The organism is Halopseudomonas sp. T1L2 (assembly GCF_055397385.1).
Genome location: NZ_AP040865.1, coordinates 2003645 through 2016169 on the forward strand (window position 1 = coordinate 2003645; position 12525 = coordinate 2016169).

Sequence of the window (12525 nt, forward strand, 5' to 3'; positions counted from 1 at the left end):
TCAGCGTTCGTTTTGGACCAGCATGCTGCTGGCCGGCACATTCAGCACCTGGCCAACCCGGATCTGGTCGGTAGAAAGATCATTGGCCGCGCGCAGGCTCGCCAGCGAGACTTGATAGATGTTCGCGATCATAGACAGGCTGTCGCCACGGCGGACGGTATGCTGCCTGGGCCCTTGTGCCAGCTGCCCGCCCGCCTTCAGCGCGGCGATACGCGTACCTGGTGGAGGATTGCGATGGAAATAGCCTCTAACGCCAGTATAAATGGCCCGGGCCATGGCCTGCTGATGGCTGCGGGTAACCAGCTTGCGCGCCTCGCCGGGATTGGAGATAAAGCCGGTCTCCACCAAAATCGACGGGATGTCCGGCGACTTGAGCACCATGAACCCGGCCTGCTCCACCCTTGGCTTGTGCAGACGATTGACCTGACCAACCGAGGACAGCACCTGTTGCCCCACATCCAGACTGGCAGACAGGGTGGCAGTCATGGACAGATCCAGCAGGACGCTGGCCAGCACCTGATCCTTGTTGTCGAGACTGACGCCACCCACGCCGCCGATCAAATCGGAGCGGTTCTCCCGATCTGCCAGCAGACGCGCCGTCTCCGACGTCGCACCCCGGTCAGACAGGGCGAATACGGAGGCGCCATTGGCACTGGCGCGAGTGAAGGCATCCGCGTGAATCGAGACAAACAGGTCGGCGTTGTGCTGGCGAGCGATCTCCGTGCGTCGACGCAGCGGAATAAAGTAGTCGCCGGTACGCACCAGCTCCCCGCGGAACCCCGGCTCTGCATCAATCAGGCGCTTGAGATCGCGTGCGATAGCAAGCACGACCTCTTTCTCACGAGCCCCACCGTGCCCGATGGCTCCGGGATCTTCCCCCCCATGACCGGCATCAATTGCAATCACGATATCGCGATTGCCCGCTTCGGCCGCAGAGCGGGTCGGTGTCTGCGGCAGGGGAGATGCCGATGGCGCCGCCGGTTGCGGCAGGGAAGCAGTCGGGCGACCGTTATCAAAGAGGTCAACAACCAGACGATCACCGTACTGCTGGTTGGGCGGCAGCACAAAACTCTTGGGATTGACTTGCTCGGACAGATCCAGCACCACACGCAGGCCGTCACCATCGCGGGGTGCAGCGCGCAAGCCACGAAGCGGCGTATTTTCCAGCGCCAGCGCGCTGGTATCAGCCATCAGACGGGCATTACTGATATCGATGACAATCCGCTCGGGATTGGACAGGGTAAACAGGGTATGTTCAGCCGGACCACTGAGATCAAATACCAGACGCGTATTATCCGGCGCGCGCCAGAGGCGAACGCTCTTGATATCGGCAGCCTGCACAAAGCCTGACAGCAGGCCAAGGAGCAACAGCACCCCACCCGCAACCAACCGGCTGCCTTTCCTTGCGTTCATGCGCGCCACGCTAGCCTTCACTCCGCATCTGTTGCATCCGTCGACACGTCAGTTCACCGTGGGTGGTTTGCCCAACGAGCGTCAGACGACGCCCCTCACCCTCGGCGCCAATGGTAATCGTCAGGTCGGCTGTTGGCAAAACCCCCCGCCCCTTCGCCGGCCACTCGATCAGACACAGGTTCTCACCGTCAAAGTAGTCACGAACACCAAGGAACTCCAGCTCCTCCGGATTCGCCAGGCGATAAAGGTCGAAGTGATAGACGTTCACCTCACCCAGCTCGTAGGGTTCGACCAGCGTGTAGGTAGGACTCTTGACCGGCCCTTGCTGGCCCAGAGCCCGGATGATGCCGCGACTCAGCGTGGTCTTGCCCATCCCGAGGTCACCCTCCAGATAGACGATCCCCCGCCCTTCCAGCGCCCTGGCAATGTCGCCGCCAAGCGCTGTCATGGCATCTTCCCCCACCGCATGCAGCTCCAGCTTCATTCAACGCCCCGCCGATTCAAAACCCTGCGCATGGCAGGCATCATTTCGCCGGCACGCATGCCGACCTCCCCCAACTCCCCAGCCAACAGATCGCCGGCCAGGGCATGAACCAGCACAGCATACCGTGCCGCCTGCCCCGCGGGAACGCGCTGCGCGAGCAGCGCACCCAACAAACCGGACAGCACGTCACCCATGCCGCCTACCGCCATCCCCGGATTACCCGCGGCACAGACCGCCGGCAACATTTCAAAGCGGGCGGGACTGCCAACCAGGGAACCGACCCCCTTTAGAACCGCGTGACAGCCCAGAGGTTCGATCAGCTGCTGCAACGCAGCCAAACGATCATCCTGCACCTCGGCCGTTGAACACCACAGTAACCGGGCAGCCTCCGCCGGATGGGGAGTGATCACGGTATCGGCACCCAGTTCGGGCATGGCGGACTGGCAGGCCAGCAAGTTCAGCGCATCCGCATCCAGCACCCGCGGCAACGCGGCATCCAGGCACGCCGAGATCATCTGTTCAGCCCAGGGACTGCGCCCAAGCCCCGGACCCAGCACCAGCGCATCGGCCGTTGCCAGCAAGGGCGCCAACGCCTCGGCATCAGCAACCGCGCGCACCATTACCTCAGGACAGCGCGCCAGCAAGGGTGCCACGTGCTCGGCAGAGGTGGCCACGCTGACCTTGCCGGCTCCGCTGCACAACGCGGCTTCCGCCGCCAGCATGATGGCCCCACCCATTCCGGGCCCACCACCAACCAGCAGCAGGTGGCCGAAACGCCCCTTGTGGGCAGATTTCATGCGCGCAGGGAGACAGCCCTGCCAACGCGACCATTGCAGCAGCTCCAACGCGGCCGGCACGTTACTCGGCAGCGGATCAGCCAATGCCGCATACACCAGCTCGCCGCACAGGTCGGGCCCCCGTGAGGTCAGCAGACCGAGCTTTAAGGCAATAAAGGTAACCGTGACATCGGCCTTCACTGCCACACCCAGCGCAACGCCCCGATCGGCGTCGAGTCCGCTGGGTACATCCACAGACAATACCGGGCAGCGGGCGCCGTTAATCGCTGCGATGGCCTCGGCGAAGGGCGCGCGCACACTGCCGGTCAGCCCGGTGCCCAGCAGCGCGTCAACCAATACACCGTCCAGTGTCGCGCCGGAAAACCAGTTAGCTATCGGCACGCCGGCGTCCCGCGCCTGCTGCCAGGCAAGTGCAGCATCTCCAACCAACCGCTCCGGTGCCGACACGGCCCACACCTGCACCCGCCATCCCGCCAGCAACGCCAGACGGGCAATCAGATAGCCATCGCCGGCATTATTGCCGGAGCCACACAACAAAGTGATGCAGCCTGCATCAGGCCAGCGTGCAAACACCGCCTGCCATGCCGCCATCGCGGCGCGTTGCATCAGATCGATCCCGGGAATACCAGAGGCGATAAGGGCGGCATCAAGCTGGCGCGTCTGTTGCCGGGAATGCACCCACGCTGGCATCGGGTCGGACATTGATAGGCTCCTGCAGGGGTTGTCTGGCACAATTATACGAGATTCCAGACAGCCAGCCCCAACATCATCATGTCCGACCAACCAGACTACCAGGCACTTGCTGAGCAGATTCGCGTCTTCGCGCAGGATCTGGGGTTCCAGCAGCTGGGCATCAGCGCGCCTGATATTGGCGAGCATGAACAGTGGCTGCAACGCTGGCTTGATGCCGGCTATCAGGGCGAGATGGAATGGATGGCCAGCCACGGCAGCAAACGCACGCGGCCGCCGGAGCTGGTGCCCGGCACGCAACGGGTTATCTCCGTGCGCATGGACTATCTGCCTGCCGACGCAGCCATGGCCAGGCGCCTGGCCAGCCCGGACACTGCCTACATTTCACGCTATGCGCTGGGCCGCGACTACCACAAACTGATCCGGCGTCGCCTTCAGCAACTGGCCGACCGCATACAGGAACTGATAGGCCCGTTTGGCTACCGGGCATTCGTCGACAGCGCCCCGGTGATGGAACGCGCACTGGCCAGCCGTTCAGGGCTCGGCTGGATCGGCAAGAACACCATGCTGATAAACCGCAAGGCCGGCAGTTACTTCTTCCTCGGCGAGCTGTACACCGATCTGCCACTGCCGACTGACTCGCCCCAGCAAACCGAACACTGCGGCAAATGTACGGCCTGCCTGGAGCGCTGCCCGACCGACGCCTTTGTCGGCCCGCACGTGCTGGATGCCCGGCGCTGCATTTCGTATCTGACTATTGAACTCAAGGGCGCGATCCCCGAAAACCTGCGAGCAGCCATGGGCAATCGGGTATTTGGCTGCGACGACTGCCAACTGGTGTGCCCATGGAACCGGTTTGCCAAGCCAACCGGGGAGCCTGACTTCAGCCCGCGCCACCAGCTCGATCAGGCGGACCTGGTCGAGCTGTTCAGTTGGGACGAGGCGACATTTCTGCAACGTACCGAGGGGTCGCCGATACGCCGTATCGGCCATGAACGCTGGCTGCGCAATCTCGCCGTAGGGCTGGGCAACGCCACCACCAGCATCCCGATCGTCGAAGCCCTTAAACGACGGCGCGCCGATACCTCAGAGCTGGTTCGTGAGCATGTTCGCTGGGCGCTTGAACAGCACGGCGCAAGCTGACTATCAAAACTTGATGAAGTGCTCGCGGTAGTGTTTCAGCTCGGCGATCGAATCACGAATGTCGTCCAGCGCCAGGTGACTGCTCTGCTTCTTGAAGCCGTTCTTCACCTCGGGCGCCCAGCGCGCCGCCAACTCTTTCAGGGTCGAGACATCCAGGTTGCGGTAGTGGAAGTATTTCTCCAGCTCTGGCATACCCCGATAGAGAAAGCGCCGGTCCTGGCAAATGCTGTTGCCGCACATCGGAGACTTGCCCGCCGGAACCCAGGCGGACAGAAAGTCGATTGTCTGCCGCTCGGCATCAGCCGGACTGATAGTGCTTTCACGCACCCGGCGGGTCAGCCCGGATTGACCATGCTGCCGGGTATTCCATTCATCCATACCATCGAGCAATGCATCGGGCTGTTTGATCGCCAGCGACGGCCCTTCGGCCAGCACATTCAACTGCGGGTCAGTGACAATGGTCGCAATCTCGATGATGACGTCGTTGTCCGGATCAAGGCCGGTCATTTCAAGATCGATCCAGATCAGGTTGTCAGGGTGTTGCATGGGAGCTCCTGGCTAGGCGTAAAGGCGCGCTAAACGCGCGATGGCTGCAGTATAACTGCAGCGTGCTAAACTGCCGCCGATTATTCAGACGCAGAGCCCATGGCCAAACGAAATCTTACCCGCCGCCAGAACTGGCGCATCCAGAAAATCCAGGACGAGCGCGCAGCTCGCGCCGAACGTCGCGCCGAACGTGCTGAGGAAAGCCTGGTCGGTGGCGACCTTGGCCCCGAGCAGTCCGGCCTGGTAATAGCGCATTTTGGCGTTCAGGTTGACGTCGAAGCCACCAGCGGCGAGCTGGCCGGCCAGATTCGACGCTGCTACCGACGCGCCAACCTGCCGGCACTGGTCACTGGCGACCGTATTATCTGGCGGCCAGACAACCAGCAAGGCGGGGTTATCGTCGCGCAGCAGGAGCGCCAGACCGAACTCTGCCGCCCCGATCAACGCGGCCAGCTGAAGCCGGTTGCCGCCAATGTCGACCGCCTGATTATCGTCTTCGCTCCCCTGCCGACGCCCTACACCAACCTGATCGACCGCTATCTGGTTGCCGCCGAGCAGGCCGGCATCGAGCCGCTGCTGGTAATGAACAAGTCGGATCTGCTGAAAAACAGCCCCGATCCCGAGTTGCTGCAGTGGCTGGATGACTACAGTCAGCTGGGATATCACACCCTGTTGCTGTCCGCCGACGAGGGGGATGGTCTGGACACGCTGCGCGCCGAGCTGAAAGACCACACCAGTGTCTTTGTCGGGCAATCGGGGGTCGGCAAGTCATCCCTGATCAACGCGCTGCTGCCGGGCCAGGATCTACGCGTCGGTGCCCTTTCCGAAAGCACCGGTAAAGGCACTCATACCACAACAACGGCCCGGCTCTTTCATTTCCCGGCGGGCGGCGACCTGATCGACTCGCCCGGTATTCGCGAATTCGGCCTGACGCATATTTCGCACGACGAACTGCTGGAGGGCTTTATCGAGTTCCGCCCGTTTCTGGGCCACTGCCGTTTCCGCGACTGTCAGCATCTGCACGAACCTGGTTGCGCCCTGCTTCAGGCGGTTGAGGCCGGAGCGATATCGCCCATTCGCATGAGCAGCTATCGCCACATCCTCTCGACCCTTACCGGCTGAGCCGCCTCACTGCTGCAGACGCCTGATCGGCTCGGCGTTATCGAACAGGTTTAGACGTCGTTCGCGAGCAGGCTCGGTTGAAGCCGGTTGATCAACCGGCGCAGCCTCTTGCGGCTCTTCAGGCTCAACCGGGAGTTCGACAGCCGGCTCTGCAGGCTCAGGCTCGGACTGCTCAGATTCAGACTCAGGCACAACCGGCTCGTCCGGCACCTGCGCCCCGGCCGCCTCGACACCCTCAAGCATCTGCTCTTCGGCATGCCGGTTAAGCACCACGATATCAATGCGCCGATTGGTCGGACTCAGAGGATCATCACGGTCGAACAGCGCCGAATCCGCGTAACCGACTACTCGCGCGACCTGCTGTTCGGGATAGCCCGCCGCGAGCAGGGTGCGGCGTGCCGCATTGGCGCGCTCGCTGGACAGCTCCCAGTTGCCGTAACCACGGCGACCGACAAAGGGCTGCGCATCCGTATGCCCACTGATACTGATCTTCTTGTTCACCTTGGCAATGGTATCGCTGAGCGAGAGCAGAATGTCCTCAAAATACGGCTGTAACTGGGCGCTGCCACTGGAGAACATGGGCCGATTCTCGGCATCAACGATCTGAATGCGCAGACCATCCTGGGTAATCTCGATCAGAATCTGATCCTTGAAGCGCTGCAACACAGGTTCATTGTCGATCTGATTCTGCAGCTCCTGCAGCAGCGCCTCCATATCCTGGCGCTCGATCTGATCGGCCAACTGCCGGGCAGAATCTTCGTCAATCAGTTGCTGATCCTCGGGGTCTTCGGTCTTGTTAAGGGTCCGCTCCGGCGCCACCGCAGGGGAGCCGCCAAGATCAATGGCAAAAGGACTGCCGCCCTCGCTGAAGCCGACAGGATCGTTGAAGTAACCGGAAATATTGCGCAACTGCTCCGGAGTCGCGACGGTCACCAGCCACATGACAAGGAAAAACGCCATCATCGCTACGGCAAAGTCGGCGAAGGCGATCTTCCATGATCCGCCATGATGACCGGCTTCCTTGCGGGTCACCCGCTTGACGATAATGGGTTGATTGTTATCCACCGCTTAGCGTCCCTTCACCGAATCTTCCAGCTCGGTGAAGCTGGGTCGATGCTCCGGCAGCAGCGACTTGCGCCCGAACTCGACAGCCAGGGCCGGCGGCAAGCCCTGGGCACTGGCAACCAGCGTCATTTTGATCGCCTCGTAGGTGTTGGCCTCTTCGTGGGCCGTATGCCCCATGGCCGTGGCGAAGGGGCCAACAAAACCATAGGCAGCCAGAATACCAAGGAAGGTACCCACCAGCGCGGTGGCCACTTTCTCGCCGATCTCGGCCTTGTCCGCATCCCCCAGGATGCTCATGGTGATAACGATACCGAGGACAGCAGCAACGATACCGAACCCGGGCAGGGCATCGGCTACACGGGTCACCGCATGCGACGGCTCCTGAAGTTCTTCGGAAATCGCGGAAATCTCCACGTCAAACAGCGCTTCCAGCTCATGCGGAGCCATATTGCCGGTGGACATAATGCGCAGATAGTCGCAGATGAACTCGGTCATCATCCGATCTTTGAGAATGGCTGGATACTTGCTGAAGATCGGGCTCTCGTTCGGTTCCTCGATATCCTGCTCGATGGCCATCATGCCCTCGCGCCGGCTCTTGTTCAGCACCTCGTACAGCAGACCCAGCACATCCAGATAAAACGGCTTGGAAAAGCGGTGCCCGAAAATGATGGCCGGCGCCGCGCCAAGGCACTTTTTCACCACCGCAATGCTGTTGGCTACCAGAAAGGCCCCCAATGCGGCGCCACCGATGATGAGGATTTCAAAGGGATGCCAGAGTGCGGCGATATGCCCGCCGGACAGCAGGAACCCCCCCAGCACACTGACGATGACGACAACGAAACCACCAATTTTCAACATATATTCGAGGTATCCAGAACAAGCCGGTGCGCATCACCGCGCAGAGCAGCAAACTGCTGCCATTCGAGTTATAGTCGTGCAGAAGACTAGTATAAAGCTGTGAAGCGCATGAGCACACACCCCAACATCGGTAGTAAAGAGGTTATCGGCGAGCTGCGTCAGAAACTGAACGCATGCGTGCTGCCGATCACTCGTGACCAGCAAAGACAACTGGTGGAACAGCTGGAAGGTGACCTGCTCAGCATCAACGAGCTGACCCAGGCGATCATGCGCGCCCCGGTGGCGGCCCTGCATATCTGCCGCGCAGCCGGTGCCGCAGCGCGCAACAGGGATGTGGACGTGTTGACGCTGGAACAGGCCTGCTCATTACTCGGGACCCAGCGCATTGCAGACCTACTCAAGGGCATTCCGGTGGTCGAACCCGATCAACTGCCCTGGGCCTACCGGCAGCTCCTGAGCATAAGCGAACACGCTGTCAGCCAGGCCCAGGGGCTGTTTGCAAACCGCATTGCCCGGCTGTGGCACGAGATGTCACTGGCGACCCTGCTGTTTCTCTCCCCCCTGTGGACACTTGCCTACCTCAAGCCACACCTGTTCGAACAGTGGGAGCGACTGAATGACGGCGTTCTGCCTGACGGCGTCAGCCGGCGCCAGATTGCCGATACCACCGCAAACGGCTTTCAGCTGGTTCAGCTGGTAGCGCAGGACTGGTGGCTGCCGCCCTGGATCCTGCAGGGATACCGCTCGCTTAACGCCAATCGTCGTACCATGGTCAAGGCTCTTCGCGTAGCGCGGGACAGCGCTCATCCGCAGGAACAGCAAGCCCAACTCGACGGCGACCGGGAGCTTTACCGCTGGCTGACCCAGCCCGCCAATAGCGCGCTGATCGCCAATGGCATGGCGCTGGGCACCCATCACAGCTGGTACAACCGACATACGTCCCGCTGGCAGAAATTGAGCGCCCTGTATCTCAATATTGAGGTCGCTGACGCCCAGCGCCTGACGCACGAGAACGCCGTCAATAGTGCGCATGACCAATTTACGCGCTGCAGCAACGACATCTTTCTGCCTGCCAGCACGCTTCCGCAACCGCCCCCCGCGACAGGCAAGACGCCTGCAGCATGCACCGGGACGCCGCCCAAAGCACAACCCGAGCCGGCAAGACCAGAGCCGCGATCAGCTGATCCGGATCTCTGGCGCAGCCTGTGCCTGCGCCTGAGCAAACAACCCGACTCCTTCGGCAACCTGGCCCAACTGCTCGAATGCGCGCAACACGCCCTGATCAAGGGGCTCGGCCTTACGACCTGCTGGATCGCCCTCTCCAGCGCTCGCAACCATCAGTTGGTAATTGCCGTTGCCAGCGGCTTTGCCTCAGGGCAGCCCCTGTCTGGGACAGCCGTGGGCAGCAGCCGCGAAGGTCACTGGCCCGCGTGGCTACGCAGCGCCAGCTGCCATGAGGTACAGCCGCAGCAAGCGCCTGGCGCCATGCCCGAGAAGGTGCTCGAACTCGGCGCAGGAAGTATCTTTTATCTGGCGCCCCTGACTCATAACGAGCAGCTGGTCGGTCTGATCTATGTCAGTAACGGCAGCGCCCAGCCACTTGACAGCAAACGCCAGCAGGCCGTGGTTAAAACCGCCGAATGTCTGCATAAAGCCTTGCTTCACCTCAAGCAACGCGCCTAGCATCCACCCTTTTTTTGACGGAGCGCCAGTTTGCTCCACTGCAGGAGACCTTTTTCATGGCATCCCTTACGCTGCCACTACTGATTGAACCCGCTGAGCTACCGCTGCCTCTGAACAGCGAACAGGTCCGCCTGGTTGATCTCTGCAGCACGGCCCAATATCAGGCAGGGCATATTCCCGGCGCCGTGCATCTTGCGCCCGCACGTACCGCCTCACCCGCACCACGTCCAGGCCCGCTGCCCGGCCTGCCCGAGTTGCAGGCCATTTTTGCCGAGCTGGGTCACCGTGACGATCTCCACTATGTCGTTTATGACGACGAGGGTGGAGGCTGGGCGGGGCGTTTTATCTGGATGCTCGACTGCATTGGTCACACCCGCTACAGCTATATCAACGGCGGCCTCAAGGCCTGGATCGAAGACGGGCTGCCGCTGGAAAGTGCACCGCAGCTGGCCACACCCACGACGCCAACAATTACACCGAACAACGACCACACCATCACTCTGGCGCAGCTGATGGCAGACCTGCACAATCCCGACCGGGTCATCTGGGATGCTCGCTCGCCACAGGAGTACCGTGGTGAGAAGGTTGTCGCCAGCAAAGGCGGCCATATTCCCGGCGCAGTCAATTTTGAATGGACTGCCGGGATGGACCCCGAGCGAGGCCTGCGCATGCGCTCGGACATGGCCGAACAGCTGCTCAAGCTGGGCATCACACCGGACAAGGAAATCGTCACCCACTGCCAGACGCACCACCGTTCCGGCTTCACCTATCTGGCAGCCAAGCTGCTGGGCTACCCGCGCGTCAAAGCCTACGCAGGCTCATGGTCCGAGTGGGGCAACCATCCAGACACCGCAGTAGAATTTTAAGGAAGCACCATGCCTGATCGTCTGTTTATCCTGTTTCAGTACCTGCTGCCGCACCACCTGCTCTCGCGTCTGGCAGGCTGCCTGGCCAATTGCACCCGGGGCTGGGTCAAAAACCCGTTCATCACCTGGTTTGTCAAACGCTACCAGGTCGACATGAGCGAGGCACAAGAAGAGAACCCGACTGCCTACAGCAGCTTCAACGACTTTTTCACCCGCGCGCTCAAGCCCAATGCCCGCCCGCTGGATCAAACCCCGGGTGGCATCCTCTGCCCGGCCGACGGCGCCATCAGCCAGCTCGGCAAGATCGAACACGGCCGTATCTTCCAGGCCAAGGGGCACAGCTTCAGCGTGCAGGAGTTGCTCGGCGGTAACGCCGAGCTGGCAGCACCATTCCAGGGCGGAGAATTCGCTACCGTTTACCTCTCACCCAGGGACTACCACCGCGTACACATGCCCCTGGGCGGCACCCTGAAGGAAATGATCTACGTTCCGGGCAAACTGTTCTCGGTCAACCAGACGACCGCCGAGAACGTACCGGAGTTGTTCGCCCGCAATGAGCGCGTGGTGTGCCTGTTCGATACAGAGGCAGGCCCGATGGCACTGGTTCTGGTCGGCGCCATGATCGTTGCATCGGTTGAGACAGTGTGGGCTGGCCTGGTTGCCCCGCCCAGCCGCACGCTGCGCAGCACCGCCTACGGCCAGGCCGCACCGAGCCTGGAAAAAGGTGACGAGATGGGCCGCTTCAAACTGGGCTCAACCGCTATCGTGCTGTTCGGCCCAGATGCGATGCGCTGGAACGAAACCCTCAAGGCCGGGGATAGCGTGCAGATGGGGCAACTGATGGGCAGCCTTGCCTGATCCTCAGGCACGCTGCGCATCGAACGCGATAACCTCACCAATCGTGCTGGCGCCCAGCGCCAGCATCACCAGCCGATCCACCCCCAGCGCCACACCTGCGCAGGAGGGCATGCCAGAGCGCAACGCGTCTACCAGTGGCATGTCGATCGGTAATGCCGCAATACCCAGTGCCTCGCGCTGCGCCTGATCTGCCTCAAAGCGCCGCAACTGCTCATCGGCATCAGTCAGCTCGAAGTAGCCGTTGGCCAGCTCCATGCCCTTGGCGAACATTTCGAAGCGCGCAGCGCTCGGCACCCGATCATCGCCCTCGACAACGCGCGCCAGCGCCGCCTGCGAAGCGGGAAACGCGTAGACCAGGGTCGGCGCCTGCAACCGGGGCTCGACACATTCGGAAAACAGCAAATTCAGGTAGCCGTCGCGCGACAACTCACCCTGAAAGCCGCAGCGCGCGGCGGCCAGGCTTTGCAGATCGGCATCACTGCACTGGTGAATATCCAGACCGGTATGCTCGGCAAACACGGCGGCATAAGTAACCCGCCGCGCCGACTCGCCGGCAAGCACAGCGCGCACCAGCGCATCCACTTCATCCATTAGCTGATGGTGATCAAACCCTGGGCGATACCACTCGAGCATGCTGAATTCAGGATTATGCCGCCTGCCAATCTCGCCGTTGCGATAGACCTTGCACAGTTGCCAGATCGCACCACTGCCCGCCGCCAGCAGACGCTTCATCGGATATTCCGGTGAGGTATGCAGATACAGCATCGCCGCCTGGCCGCCGCCCTCCGGGACATACTCGGTGGCAAAGGGGTGCAGAAACGGATCACTGACTGCGGCATGCGACAGGCTGGGCGTATCCACCTCCAGCACACCACGCTCGGCAAAGAACTCGCGAATACGATTGATAATGCCCGCGCGCCGACGCAGAGCGTCGATGGTTGCACTGGGTTGCCACGGTCGATTCATGCTGCCTACCTCGATTTACGGACACAAAAAACCG

The 12525-nt window shown here is 61.6% G+C and carries 12 protein-coding genes; 5 read left to right on the forward strand and 7 right to left on the reverse strand.

Annotation, left to right across the window (positions count from 1 at the left end; genetic code table 11):
• Genes ACZ5WQ_RS09395 through ACZ5WQ_RS09405 form a run of 3 tightly spaced genes read right to left on the reverse strand, consistent with a single transcriptional unit; the run spans position 1 to position 3396 of the window.
• Positions 1-1413 carry an N-acetylmuramoyl-L-alanine amidase gene (locus ACZ5WQ_RS09395; protein WP_228245198.1) on the reverse strand — a complete coding sequence of 471 codons (1413 nt, stop codon included), beginning with the start codon at positions 1411-1413 and terminating at the stop codon, positions 1-3.
• A gap of 10 nt (positions 1414-1423) precedes the next feature.
• Complete coding sequence (gene tsaE / locus ACZ5WQ_RS09400) at positions 1424-1897, reverse strand: tRNA (adenosine(37)-N6)-threonylcarbamoyltransferase complex ATPase subunit type 1 TsaE (RefSeq protein WP_464382221.1); 474 nt, start codon at positions 1895-1897, stop codon at positions 1424-1426.
• Positions 1894-3396: an NAD(P)H-hydrate dehydratase gene (locus ACZ5WQ_RS09405; RefSeq protein WP_464382222.1), complete on the reverse strand. Its 1503-nt coding sequence runs from the start codon at positions 3394-3396 to the stop codon at positions 1894-1896. The genes tsaE and ACZ5WQ_RS09405 overlap by 4 nt, the downstream gene beginning before the upstream one ends.
• 69 nt (positions 3397-3465) lie before the next feature.
• Between ACZ5WQ_RS09405 and queG the strand changes: the two genes are divergently transcribed.
• Positions 3466-4527: a tRNA epoxyqueuosine(34) reductase QueG gene (queG, locus tag ACZ5WQ_RS09410; protein ID WP_464382223.1), complete on the forward strand. Its 1062-nt coding sequence runs from the start codon at positions 3466-3468 to the stop codon at positions 4525-4527.
• A gap of 3 nt (positions 4528-4530) precedes the next feature.
• Here the strand turns inward: queG and orn are convergent, their stop codons facing one another.
• Positions 4531-5073: an oligoribonuclease gene (gene orn, locus ACZ5WQ_RS09415; protein ID WP_228245190.1), complete on the reverse strand. Its 543-nt coding sequence runs from the start codon at positions 5071-5073 to the stop codon at positions 4531-4533.
• Between the two features lie 99 nt (positions 5074-5172).
• On the opposite strand from orn, the gene rsgA reads away from it, so the two are divergent.
• Positions 5173-6195 carry a small ribosomal subunit biogenesis GTPase RsgA gene (gene rsgA, locus ACZ5WQ_RS09420; protein ID WP_228245189.1) on the forward strand — a complete coding sequence of 341 codons (1023 nt, stop codon included), beginning with the start codon at positions 5173-5175 and terminating at the stop codon, positions 6193-6195.
• A gap of 6 nt (positions 6196-6201) precedes the next feature.
• Here rsgA and motB read toward each other — a convergent pair whose 3' ends face one another.
• Positions 6202-7260 (reverse strand): flagellar motor protein MotB, encoded by a 1059-nt coding sequence (motB, locus tag ACZ5WQ_RS09425; RefSeq protein WP_464382224.1) that lies wholly within the window; start codon positions 7258-7260, stop codon positions 6202-6204.
• Positions 7261-7263: 3 nt separating this feature from the next.
• Positions 7264-8118: a flagellar motor stator protein MotA gene (motA, locus tag ACZ5WQ_RS09430; protein WP_228245187.1), complete on the reverse strand. Its 855-nt coding sequence runs from the start codon at positions 8116-8118 to the stop codon at positions 7264-7266.
• 108 nt (positions 8119-8226) lie between these two features.
• On the opposite strand from motA, the gene ACZ5WQ_RS09435 reads away from it, so the two are divergent.
• The 3 genes from ACZ5WQ_RS09435 to asd are packed head-to-tail and all read left to right on the forward strand — an operon-like array spanning position 8227 to position 11525.
• Positions 8227-9801 (forward strand): hypothetical protein, encoded by a 1575-nt coding sequence (locus ACZ5WQ_RS09435; RefSeq protein WP_464382225.1) that lies wholly within the window; start codon positions 8227-8229, stop codon positions 9799-9801.
• A 56-nt stretch (positions 9802-9857) separates the two neighbouring features.
• Positions 9858-10667, forward strand: coding sequence for a rhodanese-like domain-containing protein (locus ACZ5WQ_RS09440; protein ID WP_228245185.1), 810 nt, complete (start codon positions 9858-9860; stop codon positions 10665-10667).
• A 9-nt stretch (positions 10668-10676) separates the two neighbouring features.
• Complete coding sequence (gene asd, locus ACZ5WQ_RS09445; protein ID WP_464382226.1) at positions 10677-11525, forward strand: archaetidylserine decarboxylase; 849 nt, start codon at positions 10677-10679, stop codon at positions 11523-11525.
• 3 nt (positions 11526-11528) lie between these two features.
• On the opposite strand, the gene epmA is transcribed toward asd, so the two are convergent.
• The gene (epmA, locus tag ACZ5WQ_RS09450; protein ID WP_464382227.1) at positions 11529-12491 is read right to left on the reverse strand and encodes an elongation factor P--(R)-beta-lysine ligase; all 963 of its coding nucleotides are present in this window, start codon (positions 12489-12491) and stop codon (positions 11529-11531) included.
• Between the last annotated feature and the right edge of the window lie 34 nt (positions 12492-12525).